The 23161-nt window shown below is 38.8% G+C and carries 23 protein-coding genes, 1 tRNA gene and 1 pseudogene; 14 read left to right on the top strand and 11 right to left on the bottom strand.

All coding sequences use genetic code 11. The features are described 5' to 3' along the window. Positions 1 to 27: 27 nt before the first annotated feature. The 7 genes and pseudogenes from DQL14_RS04820 to DQL14_RS04845 all read right to left on the bottom strand — a co-directional run bounded on the left by DQL14_RS04820 (position 28) and on the right by DQL14_RS04845 (position 6513). Positions 28 to 1739, bottom strand: a pseudogene (locus tag DQL14_RS04820) (LeoA/HP0731 family dynamin-like GTPase). After that, positions 1736 to 2395 (bottom strand): apolipoL family protein, encoded by a 660-nt coding sequence (locus DQL14_RS08845; protein WP_108168935.1) that lies wholly within the window; start codon positions 2393 to 2395, stop codon positions 1736 to 1738. Before DQL14_RS08845 ends, DQL14_RS04820 begins: the two are co-directional and overlap by 4 nt. A 13-nt stretch (positions 2396 to 2408) precedes the next feature. Beyond that, complete coding sequence (locus DQL14_RS08850) at positions 2409 to 2843, bottom strand: hypothetical protein (RefSeq protein ID WP_331837237.1); 435 nt, start codon at positions 2841 to 2843, stop codon at positions 2409 to 2411. A 539-nt stretch (positions 2844 to 3382) separates the two neighbouring features. Continuing rightward, on the bottom strand, positions 3383 to 3514 hold the full coding sequence (locus DQL14_RS08855) for a hypothetical protein (protein ID WP_331837238.1): 132 nt from the start codon (positions 3512 to 3514) through the stop codon (positions 3383 to 3385). Between the two features lie 98 nt (positions 3515 to 3612). Continuing rightward, on the bottom strand, positions 3613 to 4932 hold the full coding sequence (gene rimO, locus DQL14_RS04835; protein ID WP_108168936.1) for a 30S ribosomal protein S12 methylthiotransferase RimO: 1320 nt from the start codon (positions 4930 to 4932) through the stop codon (positions 3613 to 3615). Position 4933: 1 nt separating this feature from the next. Continuing rightward, positions 4934 to 5395 carry a phosphoribosyltransferase gene (locus DQL14_RS04840; protein ID WP_108168937.1) on the bottom strand — a complete coding sequence of 154 codons (462 nt, stop codon included), beginning with the start codon at positions 5393 to 5395 and terminating at the stop codon, positions 4934 to 4936. 8 nt (positions 5396 to 5403) lie between these two features. Beyond that, positions 5404 to 6513 (bottom strand): pyridoxal-phosphate-dependent aminotransferase family protein, encoded by a 1110-nt coding sequence (locus tag DQL14_RS04845; RefSeq protein WP_108168938.1) that lies wholly within the window; start codon positions 6511 to 6513, stop codon positions 5404 to 5406. Between the two features lie 149 nt (positions 6514 to 6662). Here DQL14_RS04845 and DQL14_RS04850 point away from each other — a divergent pair, with 149 nt between their 5' ends. The 6 genes from DQL14_RS04850 to DQL14_RS04875 all read left to right on the top strand — a co-directional run bounded on the left by DQL14_RS04850 (position 6663) and on the right by DQL14_RS04875 (position 11970). Then, positions 6663 to 7139 (top strand): phosphatidylglycerophosphatase A family protein, encoded by a 477-nt coding sequence (locus DQL14_RS04850; RefSeq protein WP_108168939.1) that lies wholly within the window; start codon positions 6663 to 6665, stop codon positions 7137 to 7139. Between the two features lie 78 nt (positions 7140 to 7217). Continuing rightward, entirely contained in the window at positions 7218 to 8261 is a 1044-nt protein-coding gene (locus DQL14_RS04855; RefSeq protein ID WP_108168940.1) for a D-alanine--D-alanine ligase, read from the top strand. Further along, positions 8261 to 8986: a lipase EstV gene (estV, locus tag DQL14_RS04860; protein WP_108168941.1), complete on the top strand. Its 726-nt coding sequence runs from the start codon at positions 8261 to 8263 to the stop codon at positions 8984 to 8986. Before DQL14_RS04855 ends, estV begins: the two co-directional genes overlap by 1 nt. Continuing rightward, on the top strand, positions 8973 to 10454 hold the full coding sequence (locus tag DQL14_RS04865) for a Mur ligase family protein (protein ID WP_108168942.1): 1482 nt from the start codon (positions 8973 to 8975) through the stop codon (positions 10452 to 10454). The genes estV and DQL14_RS04865 overlap by 14 nt, the downstream gene beginning before the upstream one ends. Positions 10455 to 10463: 9 nt before the next feature. Continuing rightward, positions 10464 to 10949 (top strand): HIT family protein, encoded by a 486-nt coding sequence (locus DQL14_RS04870; protein WP_108168943.1) that lies wholly within the window; start codon positions 10464 to 10466, stop codon positions 10947 to 10949. Between the two features lie 64 nt (positions 10950 to 11013). After that, positions 11014 to 11970 carry a ribose-phosphate pyrophosphokinase gene (locus tag DQL14_RS04875; protein ID WP_079343539.1) on the top strand — a complete coding sequence of 319 codons (957 nt, stop codon included), beginning with the start codon at positions 11014 to 11016 and terminating at the stop codon, positions 11968 to 11970. A gap of 34 nt (positions 11971 to 12004) precedes the next feature. Here the strand turns inward: DQL14_RS04875 and DQL14_RS04880 are convergent. The 4 genes from DQL14_RS04880 to DQL14_RS04895 all read right to left on the bottom strand — a co-directional run bounded on the left by DQL14_RS04880 (position 12005) and on the right by DQL14_RS04895 (position 14421). Continuing rightward, positions 12005 to 12081, bottom strand: a tRNA-Ile gene (locus DQL14_RS04880). Beyond that, a complete protein-coding gene (locus DQL14_RS04885) occupies positions 12043 to 13188 on the bottom strand; it encodes an FtsW/RodA/SpoVE family cell cycle protein (RefSeq protein ID WP_108169939.1) in 1146 nt (381 codons plus the stop codon). Before DQL14_RS04885 ends, DQL14_RS04880 begins: the two co-directional genes overlap by 39 nt. A gap of 22 nt (positions 13189 to 13210) precedes the next feature. After that, on the bottom strand, positions 13211 to 13828 hold the full coding sequence (locus tag DQL14_RS04890; protein ID WP_231952805.1) for a hypothetical protein: 618 nt from the start codon (positions 13826 to 13828) through the stop codon (positions 13211 to 13213). A gap of 137 nt (positions 13829 to 13965) precedes the next feature. Beyond that, entirely contained in the window at positions 13966 to 14421 is a 456-nt protein-coding gene (locus tag DQL14_RS04895; RefSeq protein WP_108168945.1) for a GTPase, read from the bottom strand. A 136-nt stretch (positions 14422 to 14557) separates the two neighbouring features. Here DQL14_RS04895 and DQL14_RS04900 point away from each other — a divergent pair, with 136 nt between their 5' ends. The 8 genes from DQL14_RS04900 to fliD all read left to right on the top strand — a co-directional run bounded on the left by DQL14_RS04900 (position 14558) and on the right by fliD (position 23125). Then, a complete protein-coding gene (locus DQL14_RS04900; protein WP_108168946.1) occupies positions 14558 to 15541 on the top strand; it encodes an RluA family pseudouridine synthase in 984 nt (327 codons plus the stop codon). Then, complete coding sequence (locus tag DQL14_RS04905; protein WP_162296916.1) at positions 15504 to 16751, top strand: fibronectin type III domain-containing protein; 1248 nt, start codon at positions 15504 to 15506, stop codon at positions 16749 to 16751. Before DQL14_RS04900 ends, DQL14_RS04905 begins: the two co-directional genes overlap by 38 nt. Before the next feature lie 10 nt (positions 16752 to 16761). Further along, positions 16762 to 17943 carry a tRNA (guanosine(46)-N7)-methyltransferase TrmB gene (gene trmB / locus DQL14_RS04910; RefSeq protein ID WP_108168948.1) on the top strand — a complete coding sequence of 394 codons (1182 nt, stop codon included), beginning with the start codon at positions 16762 to 16764 and terminating at the stop codon, positions 17941 to 17943. Further along, positions 17940 to 18611 carry an ABC transporter ATP-binding protein gene (locus tag DQL14_RS04915; protein WP_000111063.1) on the top strand — a complete coding sequence of 224 codons (672 nt, stop codon included), beginning with the start codon at positions 17940 to 17942 and terminating at the stop codon, positions 18609 to 18611. Before trmB ends, DQL14_RS04915 begins: the two co-directional genes overlap by 4 nt. Beyond that, complete coding sequence (locus DQL14_RS04920) at positions 18598 to 19404, top strand: FtsX-like permease family protein (RefSeq protein WP_108168949.1); 807 nt, start codon at positions 18598 to 18600, stop codon at positions 19402 to 19404. Before DQL14_RS04915 ends, DQL14_RS04920 begins: the two co-directional genes overlap by 14 nt. After that, positions 19397 to 20599, top strand: coding sequence for a murein hydrolase activator EnvC family protein (locus DQL14_RS04925; RefSeq protein WP_108168950.1), 1203 nt, complete (start codon positions 19397 to 19399; stop codon positions 20597 to 20599). The genes DQL14_RS04920 and DQL14_RS04925 overlap by 8 nt, the downstream gene beginning before the upstream one ends. Positions 20600 to 20691: 92 nt before the next feature. Further along, positions 20692 to 21051, top strand: coding sequence for a FlaG family protein (locus DQL14_RS04930; RefSeq protein WP_021581944.1), 360 nt, complete (start codon positions 20692 to 20694; stop codon positions 21049 to 21051). 16 nt (positions 21052 to 21067) lie between these two features. Further along, positions 21068 to 23125, top strand: coding sequence for a flagellar filament capping protein FliD (fliD, locus tag DQL14_RS04935; RefSeq protein ID WP_162296869.1), 2058 nt, complete (start codon positions 21068 to 21070; stop codon positions 23123 to 23125). Positions 23126 to 23161 lie beyond the last annotated feature (36 nt).

Genomic DNA, 23161 nt, shown 5'->3' on the forward strand with positions numbered 1-23161 from the left:
CATTCGGTATTCTAACACAAATTCAGTTCATTCCTCTTCAGGCTCAACATCTATAATATCTTCGCCATTGATAAAATCTTCGCCAGTTTGAATCCATTTTTCAAGACCTTGATCGCACTCTTGCGTTTTTTTAATTTTTTCTTCAATTTCTTGAAAAGATTTTCCAGTTCCAACGCCATTGGGAAACATGTTTGTTTGAATCTGGTTTCATCGTTGATGAGAGCTAAGATTTCTTGTTTTTGTCCGTCAAAATTAGATTTCATTTCTTCTTTAGCTTTTTCAAGTTTTTCTATTTTTTGGCTTTCTTTCCAAGAATCCCACACTTCAAAAGCAAGACCGATAAGCGGTAAACCTTTGTTTATGCTGCCTGCCAAGTTTACAGCGCCCCAAGGTTTGAATTTAAAAGCCAAATCCATGCCCACAAATTTTCCCACAGCCGCTACCCCGTCTCTAGCCAGTTTGATGTCAGTTGCATTGATAAACCCGCTTTGATTTAAAAAATTGATTCCAATCTTCCCCAACGCTCCGGCATGCTTTTCAAAAAAACTCATATCGGCATTAAAACCGGTTTCAATTTTAGCCATTTCATTGAAGATCCCTTGCGTTTCTCTTTCAAATGCATTCTGGACTCTTGTTTCTATATTGATACCTTTATCGCCTATTTCTCTAATAACAAGATCATTAAAGGTTTCTAGGCTGGTGCCAGAAACTTGAGCGATGAGGCCGCTAAAATACCTCGTTATAAATTCTTTTAAATTAATGCGGGCTTGAGAAATTTCACTATTTAAATTTTGAAGATCCTTTCGCCTTTTTTCAATCATTCTATTCAAATATTCCATTTCTCTCTTAATCTCTTGTTGCTCTTGTTTTGCAAGCGGCATTTGCCTATAGATAACATCTTGAATGACGCTTTTTTTGACTTCTTCTATGATGGTTAATTTCCCGCCATTTTCTTTAATCTTTTTTTGAGTCGCGTCTTGCAAGGCTTTGATGTGTGAGAGTTTTTGGAATTCTTCTTGATGCTTTAGCCAGTGTTCCACCCCCAAATCAAAAGGGTTTGCCGCAACAGCGACAATAATCAAACCCTCTTTTTCTTTTTCGCTTAAAGAAATCAAATCATTCAGTCGGCTTTGGATGTTTTCTTTTTTAATCTTAAATCTTTTGTTGTAATCCTCTTCATCTTCAATATCCGCTTCTTCATCAAAACGGCTGATGACAAAAATCGTCCTAACTAAAAGATTGAGCGTCCTAAACAACCAGTTCAAATCGTCCTTATGGCTTTCTTTGATAGGGTTTGACGGGTTGAGCGCGTATAAAATGAGATGGGCTTCGCTGATATATTTTTTTGTAATATCTTTATAGCGTTCTATTTTGCCACTATCGGTTATTTTTTCTTTAAACCCGAACAATCCCGGGGTGTCAACCAGCTCCATTTCATTGTCTATGTCATAGATTTTAACTTCATCGCTGGATTCTTTGTGGTCTATCTTCATGCTCTTGTCTAGCCGATCGATCCAAGCTGCCGCTATGGAGGTTTTCCCTTCAGAAAAACCTCCCACTAAAGCCACTTTAAGTTTTTGACCAGAAACATCTTTAATCGCATTATGGATCTTGTCTTTGAGAGACTCTTCAATATGGATTCTATATTTCTCTCCAGTATGGATAAAATCAAGCAATTTTTTAAGATTTTCTTGATTCCTCTTTTGATCTTTTTTAAATTGTTCTAGCGTTTCATTCATTGCGCGATCCTTTGTTTTAATGTGGTTTTGATGCGATCATCTAAATGCCATAAGTCTTCACCGGCCTTTATTAGCCCTTCCCTCATACGCTCGTAACAAACAACGAGATCGTTAAGACTGGCTTTTAAGTTCTCAATCATTTCAGATGCACCTTTTTTGCCACTTTCAATTTGGTTTCTCATACCTTCTGTGATTTTTTCACAAAATTTATCTAAATTTTTATCCGCTTCTTTTCTTTGTTGGGATTTTTTATAGTCTGAATCAAAAAAACTCCACACTGATTTAACTATCCCCATTGCTCCTAAAACCAATCCTCCAATTAGTGCAATCTCACCTACTATAGGTGCCGCTAAAAGTGAAATCAAACCTCCTCCTATTGAAGCGAATAAGCCTATTTTATTAATACCGCTATCAATATTGAAACTAAAACCAAAACCACTATCAATGTTGATGCGATCTAACATTATTAGAGAATCTTTAAGCCTCTCTTCAAATTGTTCAATATCTTTTTTTATCTCTTCAATGAATGATTCCTTGCATTCATTAGAACGCCGTTTTATGTTTTCACCCGATTTTTCCATGCCTTTTTGGAGTTCATGTTTAAACATTGTTTTAAGTTCATCATTTTCAATGTCGTCATCAATACGTGCATGCATTTCTTCTCTAAAATCAGATTTGAATCGCTGTTTCTGTGAATGCTGAATTTGTTAAATTGGATATATATTTTTCTTTAGAACAATCCAAATTATCACAAACTTCTTGGTGGTGGTTCTTTATTTCTCTGATGGTTGGATCGATCTGTCTGTCAATCGTAATTTCGATCGCCTTTTGCAATTGTTCTACCACTTTTAAGGCTTTATTGCAGTTGGATTCTATGATTTTTTTGCGCGAGTTTTCAAGAAGCGTTTCGGTTATAAATTCTGCTAATGGTTGGAAACGGGATTGATACAATAATAATTCTTCCGCTTTAAAAAAATCTAGAAATTTTTGTTTCTTTTTGTAAAAATCAGTCCCTGGGATCAAAGCCTGTGAAAGACCATAAAAAGCCACTTGAGCACTCACTGCTTTATAGCCCTTGTAGTGCTCGCCTAAAATGTTTTTCATCTTTTTATTTAAAATTTTTAAGCTTTCTTTTTCGCTTCCATTAATAAGCCCATCTTTGAAAGCTCTTGGGCTGTTAATCGGTTTGTTAAAAATCGTCCATACCTCTGTTTGCGAATCAAGTTGTTTTTGGATTTTTTCAATCGTCCCTTCTTTTTTCTCTTCTCCTTTTTGCGGAGAATTAGGCGTTTTGGTAACATAAAAAATAGCATGGGCTTTTTGTGTGGCGTTAGAAATTTGCTGAATAACTTTTTTTCGTCGCCTTCTATCCCTGGAACATCAAGCAAAGTAAAGATTTTGTTGTTGTGCTTAAGGGTGTAAGATTTAGTTTCTAAAAAAGAGCATGCCCGCTACCTCTATGATTTTTCTCTGCATAGAGCCGCATGAACCGCTCTTGTTGATCCATTTTGCTTCGTTCTTTAAAAAACAGCCTCAAGCATTCAATGAGGGTTGATTTTCCCGCACCGGTTTCCCCATAAAAAGCGATAGTAAAATTTTCCCACTCTTCATTTTCTTTTAAACTTTCAAGCTCTTTTAAACTTTCAAATTCTAATTTTTGAAATACCTCTAACGCTTCTTGGTTGGATTTTTTTTAGTCTTTCATTATCAGCGTTTTTAAAAATATTTTGGAGATTTTCAATGCTGGCTTTCACATCAAGATAAATGTTTTTCATTTTTGCCCTCATGCCGGATTTTTCTGACGCATTCTAACAAAAAAAACGCAAACCCCCACGCTCCAGCCACGCTATAAACGCGCTTTTAGCCCTAACTTTTAAAAAGGGCTTAAAACCTTAGCGAGTAAGATATTGTCTTTAAAGGCGCTAGGCATAATCGTATAATGCCCGGGTTTTAAAGGGGTGGTTAGTTCGCTGTCATTGATCAAAATTTCCCCATCCACTTCAGGCGCCCACCTGAGATCCCTTGCTTTGTAAAAATACTCGCCCTCTTTATTTTCCACTAACGCCTTAATGGGCTTATTTAACAAAGCCTTAAAGGAATGGTTTTGGTGCTTTAGAGCGATTTTATTCAAGGCTTTGATGCGGGCGTTGATAATTTTTTTAGGCACTTTCTCTAAAGAATAGGCATGCGTGTTTTCTTCAGCGCTGAAAGCAAAAATATTCAATCTATCAAACTGGAACTCGTCTAAAAACGCGCTCAATTCCTCAAATTCGCCCTCATTTTCTTCCGGATGCCCTACAATAATCGTACTTCTAATAAAGCTTTCTTTAACCTGCTTCATGGCATCTAAAAGCTTTAAATGGTGCGCTTGGCTGGAGTTGCGCCGCATCTTTTTGAGCATGGAGTCGCTGATGTGCTGGATGGGCATGTCAAAATAATTTTGAAAAATGGGCGAACTTTCAATCGCGCCAATAAGCTCTAAAGTGGTGCTAGAGGGGTAGAGGTATAGAATGCGAGCGCTCTTTAAGGCTTTCTGTTTGTCAATCGCCCTAATAAGCTGAATCAAGCCGTCTTTTTGCCCCTTATCGTATAAAAAGGAGCTAGAGTCTTGAGCGATAAAAGTCATATCCTTATAACCTTTAAGAGCCAGATTTTCCACTTCTTTTAAAATGGAGTCCAATTCCCTGCTTTGCAATTTCCCCTTAAAGCTAGGGATAGCACAAAAAGAACATTTTTGATTGCAACCCTCAGAAATTTTCACATAAGCATGCACGCTCGATCCCGTGATGATGCGCGCGTTATAATGCTCGCTTAAAAACACTTGCTCGCTGAACTGGTTTTGTTTTTTAGCAATCATTATATCGATCTTGTCATAATCCCCCACGCCGGTAAAAATATCCACTTCAGGGATCAACTCTTTGATTTCATCTTTATAGCGCTCGCTCAAGCACCCGCTCGCAATCAAAATCGCTCCCTCTTTTTTGTCTTTAGCGGCGTTGAGAATGGTTTGGATGCTCTCTTGTTTGGCGCTTTCAATAAAACCGCAAGTGTTGATCAAAATCACATCAGCACTCTTAGCGTCATTAGTGAGCGTGTAGTTATAAAGCTTGCCTAACATCACCTCTGAATCCACCAAATTTTTAGAGCAACCTAATGAGATCAGGCAAAGTTGTTTGTTTTCTTTAATTTGCATGTTAATGGCTTTTTAAGTTTTTCAAATCCACTTCCCAAAAGAAATCAATCCATTCAGGAGCGTCTTTTAAAAACGCATGGGCTTTGTATTTCGCGCTTGTTTTTTGGAACAAACTCGCACTATAAAACTTTTTATCAGGGTGTTTTTCTTCCAACACTTTAAGCACCGCTTCTAAAGAATTACCGCTATCTACGATTTCATCTACCACAAGAATGGTTTTTAGACGCTCTTTGATCGTGGGGATATTTTCAATTTTTAGGGCGTTTTGTCGGTGGGTGGTGTCATAAGAAATCGCATTGATGCCATAAACTTCCCTTAAATTCCAGTGCAAGCTCAAAAAATGCGCTAAAGTCATTCCCCCTCGCATCACGCACACAAGGGCTTCTGGGACACCGCAAAGGTGCTCTACTTGTTTGACTAATTCCAGGCTGTCTTTCAAAAAGGTTTCATAAGAATAATGCATTATAGTCCTTAAATTCCATAATATTGCTTCAAAAAGGTTGTATTCGCCACGCCATCAAATCCCCTTAACTTCAAATCGTTTAAGGCTAACTCTAGGGCGTTTAAGGCGTAGGCGGTTTTATAGACAGGAATGATCCCCATGTGGTTGATGCGAATGAGCGTGTCTTTATAAGGCTCTTGACCGCCCGCAAATTGCACCTGGTATTTTTCTTTTAAAAGGTTTCGCAATTCTTTGGCATGCTCATTAACAATCGTTGTCATGCTCAAGCTCGGGCTTTTAGGGAAAATCTTTAAACCGAGCGCTAAAACGGCTTTTTGAGTGGCTAAAGCGACTCTTTTAGTCTCTCTATAGAGCGCTTCAAAGCCCCCTAAATTTTGCACCAATTCAAAATAGCGCTGCAACCCTAAAGTGTGTAAAATAGGAGCGGTGTAGCTTGTGGTGTTGTTTCTTTGGTTTTTCAATTCGCTCTTCAAATTGAAATAAAACCCCACATTGCGTTCTTCTATACATTCAATGGCCTTCTGGCTCAATGCGACTAGGCTCATCGCAGGAGGCAGCATGAACGCTTTTTGACTCCCTCCAATGAGCGCATCAATATGCGTTATTTCTAAAGGCTCAACCCCTAAAGCGGTGATCGCATCTACTATCACAAAAACATTCGGGTTAGTTTCTTTGATCGCTTGAGCGATTTTTTCCACAGGGTGTCGTAACCCCCCACTAGACTCGCATGCTTGAATGCAAAACGCATCAATGTTGGGGTTGGCTTTAAGCGCGTTTAATACCCCATCTACTTGAGCCGGTGTGTCCCATTCATAGACTAATTCATGGGCTTTGATAAAATGGGCTTTAGCGATCTTGCCAAACCTTTCGCCAAACTTACCCGCATTAACAAAAAGCAACTCTTTTTGACACAAGGAAAGCACGCTCGCTTCCATAGCCCCTGTCCCGCTGCTGCTTAGAAGCAAAACCTCTTCTAAACCGGTCATTTTTTTCAAATTTTCCCGCACGCTTTGGAAAATCTTTTCAAAATCTTTGGTGCGGTGGTGGGGCATTGGCTGAGAAAAGCTTGTGCGCATCTCTTCGCTAATGGCTACAGGGCCTGGAGTGAAAAGCAACATTTTAAAATTAACCTTTAATTTTTAAAGAGAATTTAAAAGGTATCATACTAAAACGCGCTTAAAATTAAGCCTTATTGTTTAAGAAAATCGCTTTTTAATGCAAATAAAATGCTAAAATGCCATGGTTTAAAAAGAATTTAAGGCAATGATTGGATAAATTTAGTCTTCGCACGTGTTTTTTAACCCTTTTTTTTAGCGGGTATTCTAAAAAAGCTCCAGGAACGATAGGGAGTTTAGTAGCGTTGTTACTAGGCTTGCCCGTTTTAATTTTTTCGGCTAACACTTTGTTTTTAGGGGCGGTTTTCATTGGGCTTATCGCTATCGCTCAAATAGACAAGGAAGAAGAAGAGAGCAAGATTCATGACAGCTCTTACATTGTGATAGACGAATTAGTGGGCATGTGGTTGGCGATGGCGATTAGCGGGTTATCGTTAGCGGGTGTGGTTTTGAGTTTTATCTTTTTTAGGATCTATGATATCACTAAACCCTCACTCATTGGTAGAATAGACAAAGAAGTTAAAGGAGGCTTGGGGGTGGTGGCTGATGACGCTTTAGCCGGGATTTTAGCCGGCTTGAGCGCGTTATTAGTCATCCATATTTTGGGATTTTTTAACATTAAACTTTGATTTTAAAAAAAATTCAAAAGCCTTTTTTTAGGTAAATATAGATAGACTTTATTGCAATCGTTTTTAGGGAGTTTGATCGTGGAGTTTTGCGTTTTATTTGGTGGGGCGAGTTTTGAGCATGAAATCAGCATTGTGAGCGCGATTGCGCTTAAAGGAGTGTTAAAAGATAGGATTAAATATTTTATTTTTTTAGATGAAAACCATCATTTTTATTTGATTGAAGAATCCAACATGCATTCAAAATACTTCGCTCAAATCAAAGAAAAAAAATTACCCCCCCTAATTCTCACGCATAATGGCTTGCTCAAAAACTCGTTTTTAGGCACTAAGATTATAGAATTGCCTTTAGTGATCAATCTTGTGCATGGGGGCGATGGCGAAGACGGGAAATTAGCGAGCTTGTTAGAATTTTATCGTATCGCTTTCATAGGCCCTAGGGTTGAAGCGAGCGTGTTGAGTTATAACAAATATTTAACCAAGCTTTACGCCAAAGACTTAGGAGTAAAGACTTTAGATCATGTTCTTTTGAATGAAAAAAACCGCGCTAACGCCTTGGATTTGATTGGGTTTAATTTCCCTTTCATTGTGAAACCCAGTAACGCCGGAAGCTCTTTAGGAGTGAGCGTTGTGAAAGAAGAAAAAGAATTGGTTTATGCTTTAGACAGTGCGTTTGAATATTCTAAAGAAGTTTTAATAGAGCCTTTCATTCAGGGCGTGAAGGAATACAATTTAGCCGGCTGTAAGATCAAAAAGGATTTTTGTTTTTCCTATATTGAAGAGCCTAATAAACAGGAATTTTTAGATTTCAAACAAAAATATTTGGATTTTTCACGCAATAAAGCCCCTAAAGCGAACCTTTCTAACACCCTAGAAGAACAATTAAAAGAAAATTTTAAAAAACTCTATAACGATTTGTTTAGTGGTGCGATCATTCGTTGCGATTTTTTTGTCATAGAAAATGAAGTGTATCTTAATGAGATCAACCCCATTCCTGGCAGTTTGGCCAATTATTTGTTTGATGATTTTAAAACAACGCTAGAAAATTTAGCACAATCATTACCCAAAACCCCTAAAATCCAAATCAAAAACTCTTATTTGTTGCAGATCCAAAAGAATAAGTAATGGCCAAACGCAGTATCGCTTATTTGGATAGCGTTTTTGACATTTCCTACACTTTTATAGATAACCATAGCCCTTTAAACGCCTTGTTTTTGCATGGTTGGGGGAGTTCTAAAGAAATCATGCAACAAGCGTTTCAAGGCTGTTTTTTAAATTACAACCATTTGTATGTGGATTTGCCCGGCTTTAATCAAAGCCCTAACGATGAAAAAGTCTTAGAGACTAAAGATTATGCTAATATCATCAATTTGTTCTTAAAAAGCGTGGATAAAAAAGCGCATGTCGTTTTTGGGCATAGCTTTGGAGGGAAAGTGGCGATCTTGTGTGAAAACGAACGGATTGTTTTATTGAGCAGTGCGGGGATCTTAGAGCCAAAACCCTTAAAAGTGCGTTGTAAAATCCTTTTAGCTAAAATCTTTAAAAAATTAGGCTTGAATTTAGGGTTTTTGAGAAGTAAGGACGCTATGGGGCTTAATCAAGTGATGTATGAAACCTTTAAAAAAGTGATTAGTGAAGACTTTAGCGAGCATTTCAAACGATGCGAGAAAGAAGTTTTATTATTTTGGGGTAAAGATGATAAAGCAACACCCTTAAGCTCCGCTCAAAAAATGCAAACCTTATTGAAAAGAAGCGCGTTATTCGTTTTAGAAGGGGATCATTTCTTTTTTTTAAACCAAGCAAAAGAGGTTGAAAAACTAGTGGAGAATTATCATCATGCAAAGTCTTAGTTGGCTGAATTTAGCGTTTCGTTGGCTCTTTATAACAGGGCTTGGCTATTATATAATGACTTTATTGCAATGGTATCATTACAGCATGTTTAGGATCTTAACCAAGCACCACAAAATGCGTTGGCATGGGATTTATTTTTTATTGCCTTTAGGGGTGTTTATCCTGTCGTATGCTTTCAAAATGCCGTTTGTTTTTGATTTCTTTTGCGGCGTTATTCAAATGCCCATGCTCATTGTTTGGGCCAAACGCAACGACAAGCCCTTAGTTTTCACGCCAAGGGTGAAGCGCTTTTTTGTATTCTTATTATTATTTTTAATCTTGCATGAAATCTTAAATACAGAATTAGTCCCTTTGAATGGGATTTCGCTCGCGCTAGGCTGTTTGTGTTTGTTTATATTCGTTTTAAGCGCTTCTTTAATCTTTGAAAAAGCCTTATCCAAGCAGTATTTGCAAACCGCTAAAGATAAAATCGCCTCTTTAAAGAATTTAAAAGTCATCGCCATTACCGGAAGCTTTGGGAAAACCAGCACCAAAAACTTCTTGCTTCAAATCTTACAAACCACATTCAACGCGCATGCAAGCCCCAAAAGCGTCAATACCCTTTTAGGCATTGCGAACGATATTAACCAGAATTTAGACGATAAGAGCGAAATCTATATCGCTGAAGCCGGGGCAAGGAATAAGGGCGATATTAAAGAAATCACCCGCCTCATTGAACCGCACCTTGCCGCGATCGCAGAAGTGGGCGAACAGCATTTAGAATATTTTAAAACTTTAGAAAATATTTGCGAGACTAAAGCGGAATTATTGGATTCCAAACGCTTAGAAAAAGCCTTTTGTTACTCTGTGGAAAAAATCAAACCCTATGCCCCTAAAGATAGCCCTTTAATAGATGTTTCTAGCCTGGTTAAAAACATCCAATCCACTTTAAAAGGCACTTCTTTTGAAATGCTTTTAGATGGTGTTTGGGAAAGATTTGAAACAAAGGTTTTAGGGGAGTTTAGCGCTTACAATATCGCTTCAGCCATTTTAATCGCTAAGCATTTAGGCTTAGAGACAGAAAGGATCAAACGGCTTGTTTTAGAACTCAACCCTATTGCGCATCGTTTGCAACTTTTGGAAGTGAATCAAAAAATCATCATAGACGATAGCTTTAATGGGAATTTAAAGGGCATGTTAGAGGGCATTCGTTTAGCGAGCTTGCATCAAGGGCGTAAGGTTATTGTAACACCGGGATTAGTGGAAAGCAATACAGAAAGTAATGAGGCTTTAGCGCAAAAAATAGACGGGGTTTTTGATGTCGCTATCATCACAGGGGAGTTGAATTCCAAAACGATTGCTTCCAAATTGAAAACCCCACAAAAAATCTTACTCAAGGATAAGGCGCAATTGGAAAATATCTTACAAGCCACCACGATTCAAGGCGATTTGATTTTATTCGCTAATGACGCCCCTAATTACATTTAGGAAATGAACATGCAACATTTATACGCTCCTTGGCGCGAAAGTTATTTGAAAGAGAAAAATAAGAGTTGTGTCTTTTGTGAAATTTCTCAAAACCCTACAAAAGATTTAGAAAACAGAGTGCTTTATAGAAATAGCGATCTCTTTGTGGTGATGAACGCCTACCCTTATAACCCAGGGCATTTGTTGATCATTCCTCATGCGCATCAAGCGAGCGTTGAACTTTTAGAGCTGAATACTTGGCTGAACATGAATGCTTTAGTGCCTAAAGTGTTAAAAGCGTTGTATGCTTATGGCGCTCAAGGGATCAATTTAGGTTTGAACTTGCACAGAAGTGCCGGAGCAGGGATTCCTGAGCATTTGCACATGCATTTAGTGCCTAGGTTTTTAGGCGATAGCAATTTTATGAGCGTTATCGCTCAAACCAGGGTGTGCGGGATTGATTTAAATGAAACCTATCTTACCTTAAAAAACTTATTAGAAAAGGAGCTTCATTGAAAACAAACGCTTTTAGTTTGGGTGTGCTACAATTGATTTTAATTCATTTTAGGGAGTGTAAGCGATGAAGGTGCGTGGGTTTAAGGCAAAGATGCGTGGGTTTAAGATTTTTTCAGGGAGCGCTCACCCTGCATTTGGCAAAGAAGTGTCAAAGCATTTAGGCTTTCCCTTATCCAAAGCGGTGATAGGCAAATTCAGCGATGGTGAAATCAATATCCAAATCAGCGAATCGGTGCGCGGTAAGGATATTTTTATTATCCAGCCCACTTGCGTGCCGGTTAATGACAATTTAATGGAATTGTTAGTCATGGTGGATGCTTTAAGGCGCAGTTCGGCCAATTCTATCACAGCGGTGTTGCCGTATTTTGGCTATGCCAGACAGGATAGAAAAGCGGCTCCAAGAGTGCCTATCACGGCTAAAATGGTCGCTAATTTGATGCAAGAAGTGGGGATTGAAAGGATCATTACAATGGATTTGCATGCCGGGCAAATCCAAGGTTTTTTTGATGTGCCGGTGGATAATTTATACGGATCTATCGTTTTTAGAGACTATATCCGCTCTAAAGCGTTAAAAAACCCTGTGATCGCTAGCCCTGATGTGGGTGGGGTTACAAGAGCCAGGTATTTTGCCAATCAAATGGGGTTAGATTTAATCATCGTGGATAAGCGCCGTGAAAAAGCTAATGAAAGCGAAGTGATGAATATTATCGGCTCAGCCAAGGAGCGCGATGTGATTTTAGTGGATGACATGATTGATACCGCAGGCACGATCTGTAAAGCCGCTTTGGCTTTAAAAGAGCAAGGGGCAACTTCTGTCATGGCGTTAGGCACGCATGCGGTTTTGAGCGGGAATGCGATCAAGCGCATTAAAGAAAGCGCGTTAGATGAAGTGGTGGTAACTAACTCTATCCCTTTAGTTCAAAAATGCGATAAAATCACCACCTTAAGCGTAGCACCCTTATTTGCAGAAGTGATCAGAAGGATTTATCATAACGAAAGCGTCCAATCGCTTTTCACTTAAAAAAGGGGGGGAAAGGGGGATAAAAAAGTGGGAGTGGTGGATTCTGTAGGACTTGAACCTACGACCAATCGGTTATGAGCCGAGCGCTCTGACCAGCTGAGCTAAGAATCCAAAATTCCCAAAGGATGGTTTGCTATTGTATCCAAAAATATAGCGAAAAGCAAGTAGGTTTTCTAAGATCCCAAATAGGATCATAAAAGTGATAAAACTGCTCCCCCCATAGCTAAATAATGGTAAGGGAATCCCCACCACAGGGGCTAACCCTAAAGTCATGGCGATATTCACGCTGGAATAAACAAAGATTAAAATAGAAATCCCAAGGGCTACAATCTTTAAAAACCAATCGCTGTTGCTCTCAAACAGATAAAAAAATAAATGCAAACTCAAGCCTATATAAATCGCAAAAAGCAACATAGCCCCTAAAAACCCAAAACGCTCCACGAAGTAAGCGAAGATGAAATCGCTCGTTGCGATAGGCAAGAATTTGAATTTGGTTTGCGTGCAAGCTTCTTTAGATTTGCCTAAAAACCCGCCCGATCCTATAGCGATAATGGATTGCATGACATGGTAATTAGGCTTTTCAGAAAGAAAGTCTGCGATGCGCTTTTTTTGGTAATCATGCAAAAAGTGATAAGCGATAGGCGAAGCCACTAAAAGAGCGATAAAAAGAGGGAGCCACACCCTAGTCCTTAAACCCACGATCAGTAAAATCCCAAAACCCATGATTAGCACAATAAGAGCCGTGCCTAAATCAGGCTGTTTTAAAATCAAAGCCGCCGGTAAGCAAATGTAAAAACTGAGCTTTAAAAACATGCTCCAATCATAGCCCTTAAAGGGGGGTGGGTTGATTTTAATCAAATGCGCTAATAGTAAAAGGATGGCGATTTTCACGGGTTCGCTAGGCTGTAAAGTGATAGAGGTAAAGGGAATGACTAGCCATCGTTGCGCCCCAAGCTTGCTCGATCCCATAAAATCCACTAACGCTAATAAAATAACGCACGCCCAATAAAACACAAAGAGCCAGCGATCGAGCTTTCTGAAAGGGATAAAAAACACGATCCAAAAGAGAATAAACCCTATCGCATAATAAACCCCTTGCTTCAAGCTCAAAACCGCGCTGCTCTCAAAAATCAATACAAAAGAAACCACAAGCAAGGGGATGATAAACACAAAAGGCAAAAGATCAAAATGCATCCAAATCCTTTTGTCTAATGCCATGCGTTTTTCATAACCCCTAATATTATGGTTTTAATTTTTTGATTGTATCCAAATTGAGATAATTCTCCTTGAAAAGGGATGTTATCACATCAACTGCAGGCAATTTGACTTCGCCCATCTCATCATTAAAGCATTTTTCTAACACTTTCAAATAAGCAAACCCAATGCCTTCTGTGATAATTACAGCGGTTGCGCTCCCTGCAACACTCCCCACAACAGGAATGAATTTAAGGAAACCATTAACGAGCGTTCTCCCCACTTGCGCGACAGCGGTTACGCTTAACAATCCTGCAATCAAACTCGCGCCCACAGATTTATCCAAATCCATTCCAAAAGCGTCATTCATTTTATAGATCATTCCTGCTTGAATGGGTGCGATAGCGAGTGCATCGCTAAAGGGTATGGGGATAAGCCCAGCCGCTCCAGCCGCTCCTGATGCAACATGGATAATGGTTTTACATTCCTCTATCATGGCTTGTTTTCTTTTTTGGATATTAGCTTTTTGAATACTCAAGAAATGCCTTCTCTTATTTTCTTTAGCGTCTGAAAGACATTTTTCTGTTTCAGCTACCAACTCTTCTAAACCTTCAATGGGGACTTCAATACCTCTAAATGAAAATGCAACGGAATTGACCCTCACATAATCTCTGACAAAACCTTTAAACCCCCATTCTTCGTCTATAATTCTTTGAGATTCTTTAACAAAGGCATCGCCGGCTTTTTCTTGAGTGTTGGTGAAAACGACAATCGTTGGGATATTCCAATGTTTAGCGAAGCTTAATAACTCTCTCTCTCTTGAACCCTAGAAGAAGTCTCTTTAACGCACAAATACGCCACATCAATAGCCTCTTTTTCATTAAGCGTTTTAAAAGAATCTTCCATTTCTTTTTTAATGCTTTGCATGGTGTCGTGATAATCTTTATCTTCAATGCCTTTGGTGTCCCACAAAATCAAGCCCTTCTGTTCATCAATGTATTTTTCAAGATGCTGAGTGATGGGCTTTCCTACGCCTGCTTTAGCGATTTCTTTACCAAATAGAGCGTTAATGAGCGAGCTTTTACCCACCCCAGTAGCTCCCATAAGCAAAATATTCATGATTGGTTTTTCTTTTTTGATGGCTTCGCGCAATTTTTCCATATTCAATCCTCTTTCTTTCCCATCAAGCGTGAACGCGTCGCCTAAAAACTTGTGCAAAACGCCGTTCAATTTCTCATGGTTTTCGTTGTTTTCCATTATAAAACCCCTTTTAAAAATGATTTGAGCCACAAAATGTTGGCACACAGATTATAGCGTATTAAAATAATGAAATAGGATTTTTTTAAGGTTTTGAGTAGAATAATGGTTTTTAAAAATGCAAAAAAGAGTTTGAATGCAAAAAGTTTTCATCGCCCCTACCCATTACAAACGCATTGATGAATTTTTAGCCAAAGAATTGCAAATTTCTAAAAACCAGGTATTGAATTTGATTAAAGAAGGGTTAGTGTTTTGTCAAAAAAAGGAGGTCAAAAAAGGGGGGTTAGCCTTAAAAGAGGGCGATGAAATCACGCTTTTAACGCCCAAAATCGCGCCCAAACCCTTAAAAAAAGAGCTTGATTTAGAAATAGAAGTCATTTTTGAAGATGAAGACTTGTTAGTGTTAAATAAGCCCCCTAATCTAGTCGTCCATAAAGCCCTAAGCGTGAAAGAGCCTACTTTAGTGGATTGGTTGGAATCTCAAAATTACGAGCTTTCTAATCTTGGCTTAAAAGAGCGCTATGGGATTGTGCATCGTTTGGATAAGGATACGAGCGGAGGGATTGTCATCGCTAAAAATAATTTTACCCATGTTCATTTGAGCGAGCAGCTCAAAACTAAAATGATGGGGCGCTACTATATCGCCTTGCTTTCAACGCCCTTAAAAGAAGAAAAAATGAGCGTGGAATGCTATTTGGCAAGAAACCCCAATAACCGCTTAAAAATGATAGCGCTCAAAGCGGCCAAAAAAGAAAAAAGCCGTTATTCTAAAAGCGAATTTACTAGCTTGCTGACTTCTCAAAATGGCATGGATTTGATAGGGGCTAAACTATTCACCGGGCGCACGCACCAGATCAGAGCGCATTTAGAATATTTGAACAGACACATCATAGGCGATAATCTTTACGGGCTTAATGGGGCGCTTTCTAAAGAAGAAATAAGAATCATGCTGCATGCCTATTTGATAGAGTTCAAACACCCTAGAAGCGAGCAAAAACTGCGCTTTAAAGTTCCCCTATTAAAGGATATGTTAGAATACTTTAAAAAAGTTTTTGACAAGGAGAATTTAGATGAGGTCTTGGATGAAGAAAAAATACTTCACGCTTTTATTGCAAAGTAGTGTGGTATTAGCGGTTTTTATAGGGTGTTCTTCTACCAGGAATCATACTTTTTCAGCCCTTAACAATAAAGAAAATATAGATACTAAGCTTCCGGTAGTCCATTCTATTAAAACCATTAACGATGTGAGTTCGGTGGGTTTTGAATGGCCTAAAATCGCTGATACTTATGATATTGATGGGTTTATTTTGTATCGTTTGAAAAAAGACTCCAAGCTTAAAAGAATCGCCACGATTAAAAACCCTTATGCGACCCATTATTATGATGAGGGGCTAGAAACAGAGAGTTCTTACACTTACCAGCTCGCCACTTACAAGGGCGATAAAATCTCTAAACTTTCAGAGCCTGTTTTAGTGAAAACCTCTTTTATCAATCCTGTAGAAAGCGTTTTTGCAAGCCTTGAATACCCTAAAAGTGTGAAAGTCTTTTGGAGCCCGCACCCTAACCCTAGCGTTTCTAAATACATCGTTCAAAGGCAGAATAAAGACGGCAAATTTGTTAGCGTGGGGGCTGTGAAAAACCGCTTGTTTGTGGAGTTTTTTGATAAAGATTTAGAAGATGGGAAAAAATACCGCTACCAAGTCATCGCCGAAAATTTCATGGGGGATAAATCTAGGCCTAGTATCATAGTGGAGGGGAAAACCAAAGATTTACCCAAAGAAATCGCTAATGTTAGAGTGAGCCAAAACCTCACACGACACATTGAATTGAGTTGGGATAAATCTTCTCAAGCGGATGTGATAGCTTATCGCATTTACGCTTCCAATAACCGCAACGATAAATACAAATTCATCGCTCAAACCACCAACACTTCCTATGTGGATAAAATAGAAAAAGACAACCTCACTCGTTATTACAAAGTCGTTGCCCTTGATAAAACGCATCTTGAAGGGGCATTACCCAAAGAGCCTGCAATGGGTGAGACCGCTGACAGGCCCGAAGCCCCTATCATCACTAAAGGGACTATTCAAGACTCTTCAGCCCTCATTCAATGGGAAAATAACCCAAGCGCTAAAATAGCCACTTATGCGGTGTATCGTTTTGAAGCCAACTCCAAAACCCCTTTGCGCTTTGGGAATATCGCCAAAAACCAATTCGTGGATAAGGACATGAAAGTGGGCGTGGCTTACCGCTATCAAGTGGTGAGCGTGGATAAAGATGGTTTAGAGTCGCACCCAAGCAAAGAAGTGCGCTTATTTTTAGAGCGCTAAAAGGGTTTTAATGCCCCATTTTTTAGCCAAGCTAGACTCCAAGCCTTTAGAATACCCCTTAATTGCAGGGGATTTTTGTTTTCATAAGGAATTTTTAAGCTTAAAACACCCCACTAAAAGCTGTGTGTATGCGAGTTTCAAGGATCGCATTTTTTTATTGCAAAAAATCCGGCGAGCGGGTGATTTTTTGATCAAAAGCGAAAAAGCAACGCCCTTAAAACGAGAAATTTTAAAACAAGCTTTAAGGATTTATTCGCAATCTTTTGAAGTCATTTCGCATAATTTGCAAGAAAATTCTAAACATGCGAGCCAAAAAAAAGCCCTTGATTTAGAAACTTTTGAAGACTTTATTCAAAAAAATCAAGCCCCTATTTTAGCCGAAATTGGTTTTGGGAGCGGTAGGCATTTGATAGAATTAGCCAAAAACAACCCCACTAAAACATGCTTAGGGATAGAGATTCACACCCCTTCTATCGCGCAAGCGTTAAAGCAAATTGAATTGTTGGATTTAAAAAATCTGCACATCTTGCAAGGCGATGGCCGTTTGGTTTTAGAGAGCATGCCAAATTATAAGTGCGAGAAAATTTTTGTGCATTTCCCTGTGCCATGGAATGAGAAAAAACACCGCCGGGTGCTAAGCGAAAAGTTTTTAAACGAAGCTTTAAGGGTTTTAAAGCCTAGAGGGTTTTTGGAATTACGCACCGATGATAGCCTTTATTTTGAAGACAGCCTAAAATTAGCCCTAAAAAACCTTCAATGCGAGATAGAAATCAAAAAAAACGCTCAAATCCCGGTTATCAGCAAGTATGAAGCGCGTTGGAATAAACTCAAAAAAGATATTTATGATTTAAGGATTTATTCTTTAGAATCGAATGAAACCCCTTTTGATAACCATGCATTTGATTTTTCTTTTGATACAATAACAATGAGTAAAAAGAGCGTTGGAACGATTTTAAAAACCAAAAAAATCATCCAAGAGGGGTATTTTGTGCATGTTTGTAATATTTATGAGGATAAGGGGGATTTTTTAGTGGAAGTGAGTATGGGGGATTTTGATTGGCCTGTGCGTTTGTTTGTTTTATTAACAGAAAATCAGATTTTTTACCTCAATAAAAGCCCCTTAAAAACCTTAAACAACCACAAAGCGCATCTTTTGCTTCAAAATATCCTAAGCCAAAAGGGAATTGGATGAGTGTGATCATCGCAGCGAACAATCTATGCTTACAATACCAGCAAAACGAACCGGTCATCAAGCATGCTAATTTGCGCATCAAACGCAAGGACTTTGTGTTCATTTCAGGGCCTAGCGGGAGCGGTAAAAGCACGCTTTTGCGTTCGTTTTATGGGGATTTAAAACTTTTTAGCGGTAAATTAGAAGTTTGCAATATCAACATGAATAACGCTTCAAAAGCAACGATTTTAGATTTGCGTAAAAATATTGGCGTGGTTTTCCAAGATTATAAATTGATCCAAGATTACACGATTGAGCAAAACATCAAACTGCCGATGGTGATTTGTGGCGTTAAAAAAGAAGAATGCCATTTGCAGCTAGAAAAACTTTTAGGGCATATTGATTTACGCCATAAGGCTAACCGCTACCCCAAAGAGCTCAGCGGAGGCGAACAACAGCGAGTGGCTATGGCTAGAGCTATGGCGAACTGCCCTGAACTCATTTTAGCCGATGAGCCTACCGGGAATTTAGACGATTATTCTAGCGATAAAATCTGGAGCCTGTTAAGGGGCATGAACACGCAATTAAACGCTACGATCGTGGTGGTTACGCACAAATTCCCTAAAAATTTTAGCGCTTATCACCGAAAATTTTATATAGAAGATGGGGAAGTTTATGAATACTCTTAAAAAGCATTTAGCCTTTATCATTCCCCTAGTAGCGTTATTGTTTAGCTTGGAGTGTGTGTTGTTTATCAATCAAGCGATTGAACAAAAAGAAAAAAAATTGATTGAAGATTATTCAGTCGTGTTGGCCAGCACGCAAAAATTAAGCTTGGAATTGTTGCGTCAAAATTTTAGCGAAATCATAGCGTTGAAAGAAATTGATCCTAATTATTCTTTAGAACCTCTTCAAAAAACTTTAGGCATAGACGGGCTTAAGGAATTAAGAAAAAATTTGCCCTTTTTTTATTCTTTACAACTTTCCACATTCCCCACTCAAGAGCGTTTAGAAAACATTAAAGAAAAATTGCTCAAAATCCCTGGCGTTCAAAAAGTTGAAGTCTTTGCCAAAACTTACATGCAAGTGTATGATCTCTTGAGTTTTATTAAAGCAGCGGTCTATATCTTTGCGTTAGTGGTCTTTGTCTTATCGGTTTTATTGATGTTTAAGCAAGTCCGCATCTGGATCTATCAATACCATGAGAGGTTAGAGATCATGGATTTATTAGGGGCTTCAGTGTCTTTTAAAAACGGGTTTTTGTATAAAATAGCTTTAATGGATTCTCTAATCGCTAGTTTTTTAGCCCCCATGCTCATGCTCTATACCACTTCGCAAAAAGGTTTTGAAAAAACGATGGATACTTTGGGTATTATAGGAGGCGCGTTTGTTTTAAACCATTTTTTATGGGGACTGCTTTTTAGCCTTGTGATCTCATTTGTTTCTGTTTTACTTGTAGCTTGGAGGACTAGACATGTATAAATTAGGAATATTTTTATTAGCCACCTTACTATCAGCTAACACGCAAAAAGTGAGCGATATTGCTAAAGATATTCAACATAAAGAAACCCTTTTGAAAAAAACCCATGAAGAAAAAAACCAACTAAACAGCCGTTTGAGTTCTTTGGGCGAAGCGATCCGCTCTAAAGAGCTTCAAAAAGCTGAGATGGAGCGCCAAATGATCGCTTTAAAAAAGAGTCTTGAAAAAAATCGTAACGAAAGTTTGGCGCAAGAAAAAGTCCTAACTAACTACCGCAAATCTTTAGATCATTTGCAAAAACAACGATCGTTTTTACAAAAGAGGGTGTTTGATACGCTTTTAGAGGATTTTCTTTTCTCACAAGCCTTAAAGGGGCAGAATTTAGCCTCTTCTAATGATGTGATTTTACAAGTAGCGTTTGAAAACTTGCACCAAAGCACCCTGTCTAAAATGTCGCAACTAAGCCAAGAAGAAAAGGAACTCAATACGCAAGCTTTAAAAGTCAAAAGCAGCATTCAAAAAATCTCATCCATCATAGATGAGCAAAAAACTCGTGAAGTAACCTTAAAATCCTTGCAAACCGAACAAAATAAGCTCATTTTGAGCATGCAAAAAGATTATGCGATCTATAACCAACGCCTAACCCTTTTAGAAAAAGAGCGCCAGAATTTAAACGCTCTTTTAAAACGCTTGAATATCATCAAGCAAAACAGAGAAAATGAAGAAAAAGTCAGTTTGAAAAAATCTTCTCAAGCCTTAGAAGTCAAACAAGTAGCGAGCTCTTATCAAAATATCAACACCACGAGCTATAACGGGCCAAAAACGATCGCTCCTTTGAACGATTATGAAGTGGTGCAAAAATTTGGCCCCTATATTGATCCGGTTTATAATTTAAAAATTTTTAGCGAGTCTATCACGCTAGTGTCAAAAACCCCAAACGCTTTGGTGCGTAATGTTTTGGACGGGAAAATCGTGTTCGCTAAAGAAATCAACATGCTTAAAAAAGTCGTTATCATTGAGCATAAAAACGGCATCCGCACGATTTATTCCCAACTAGATAAAATCGCCCCCACCATTAAAAGCGGCATGCGGATCCAAAAAGGCTATGTTTTAGGGCGCATTGATCAACGCTTGGGCTTTGAAGTTACCATGAGAGAAAAACACATCAACCCCTTAGAACTCATCGCGCGCAATTAAACAAATCATTTTTATTGCCGATATTGGCTAAAGAGTTTATGCAAACAAAGAAATCATTATACTTGTAGGCATGGAAAAATTTGGAGGTTTTTATGGTCAATGAAGTTCAAGGGATTGGGATTCCCACATCTCACACAAGCGTTCAAACAACCCCCACAAAAGAGATCAGTCGCACAAATACTACAAACACTATTGATGAATCTAAGACAACAATAGACCCTGATCAATACAAACCCAAACTAGAATTATTGAGCGAGCGTCTGAATGAAGAAATGAAACGCATTGGCACGGATATTAATTTTAGTTATAACGATACGATCAAAGGGTTAGTGGTTTCAGTCAAAGACGCTAATGGGGATAAGGTGATAAGAGAAATACCCTCTAAAGAAGCCGTGGAGCTTATGCAAAGAATGCGCGATGTGATAGGTATTATCTTTGATAAAAGAGGCTAAAAATTAGAGGTAAAACATGGCAATAGGTTCATTAAGCTCATTAGGGCTTGGCAGTAAGGTTTTGAATTACGATGTGATTGACAAGCTTAAGGACGCTGATGAAAAAGCTTTAATCGCCCCACTAGACAAGAAAATGGAGCAAAATGTTGAAAAACAAAAAGCCCTTGTAGAAATTAAAACGCTCCTTTCAGCTCTCAAAGGCCCGGTTAAAACGCTTTCAGATTATTCCACTTATATCAGCCGAAAAAGCAATGTTACAGGCGATGCGTTGAGCGCGAGCGTGGGGGCTGGCGTGCCTATTCAAGACATTAAAGTGGATGTGCAAAATTTAGCGCAAGGCGATATTAATGAATTAGGGGCGAAATTTTCTTCAAGAGACGATATTTTTAGCCAAGTGGATACCACGCTCAAATTTTACACGCAAAACAAGGACTACGCCGTTGATATTAAAGCAGGAATGACTTTAGGCGATGTGGCTCAAAGCATCACGGACGCTACCAATGGCGAAGTGATGGGCATTGTGATGAAAACAGGAGGGAATGACCCCTACCAATTAATGGTGAATACCAAAAACACCGGCGAAGACAACCGCATCTATTTTGGCTCACACCTCCAATCCACGCTCACTAACAAAAACGCCCTTTCTTTGGGGGTTGATGGAAGCGGAAAAAGTGAAGTGAGTTTGAATTTAAAGGGGGCTGATGGGAATATGCATGAGGTCCCTATCATGCTAGAGCTCCCTGAAAGCGCTTCTATCAAACAAAAAAACACAGCGATCCAAAAAGCGATAGAGCAGGCTTTAGAAAACGACCCTAATTTTAAAGACTTGGTCGCTAATGGGGATATTTCCATAGACACTCTTCATGGGGGGGAATCTTTAATCATTAATGACAGGCGTGGGGGAAACATTGAAGTTAAAGGGAGTAAGGCTAAAGAGCTTGGGTTTTTACAAACCACCACCCAAGAAAGCGATTTATTAAAAAGCTCTCGCACGATAAAAGAGGGTAAATTGGAAGGGGTAATTAGCTTGAATGGTCAAAAACTGGATTTAAAAACCTTAACCAAAGAGGGCAACACCAGCGAAGAAAACACAGACGCTATCATTCAAGCGATCAATTCCAAAGAAGGCTTGAACGCGTTTAAAAACGCCGAAGGCAAGCTTGTGATCAATTCTAAAACCGGAATGCTCACCATTAAGGGCGAGGACGCTTTAGGCAAGGCCAGTTTGAAGGATTTGGGTTTAAATGCTGGCATGGTGCAATCTTATGAAGCTTCACAAAACACGCTTTTTATGTCTAAAAATTTACAAAAAGCGAGCGATTCAGAATTCACTTATAATGGGGTGAGCATCACACGCCCCACTAATGAAGTCAATGATGTGATTAGTGGGGTTAATATCACTTTAGAGCAAACCACAGAGCCTAATAAACCTGCCATTATCAGCGTGAGCAGAGACAATCAAGCCATTATAGACAGCCTTAAAGAATTTGTCAAAGCCTATAATGAGCTTATCCCTAAACTGGATGAAGACACGCGTTATGACGCTGACACTAAAATCGCTGGGATTTTTAACGGCGTGGGCGATATTCGCGCGATTCGTTCTTCTCTTAACAATGTGTTTTCTTATAGCGTGCATACGGATAATGGGGTAGAAAGCTTGATGAAATACGGGCTTAGTTTAGACGATAAGGGCGTGATGAGTTTAGATGAAGCCAAATTGAGTAGTGCGCTAAATTCTAACCCTAAAGCGACTCAAGATTTTTTCTATGGGAGCGATAGCAAGGATATGGGGGGCAGAGAAATCCACCAAGAGGGCATTTTTTCTAAATTCAATCAAGTCATCGCCAATCTCATAGACGGAGGGAACGCTAAATTAAAGATTTATGAAGATTCCCTAGACAGAGACGCTAAAAGCCTGACCAAAGACAAAGAAAACGCTCAAGAGCTTTTAAAAACCCGCTACAACATCATGGCGGAGCGTTTTGCGGCTTATGATAGCCAAATTTCTAAAGCCAATCAAAAATTCAATTCCGTGCAAATGATGATCGATCAAGCGGCGGCTAAAAAGAATTAAAAAACAGAGAGTTATCAATTTTAAAGGATAAAGGAA

Origin of the sequence: Helicobacter pylori NCTC 11637 = CCUG 17874 = ATCC 43504 = JCM 12093, assembly GCF_900478295.1 — a bacterium.
In the GTDB taxonomy this organism is placed as follows: Bacteria; Campylobacterota; Campylobacteria; order Campylobacterales; family Helicobacteraceae; genus Helicobacter; species Helicobacter pylori.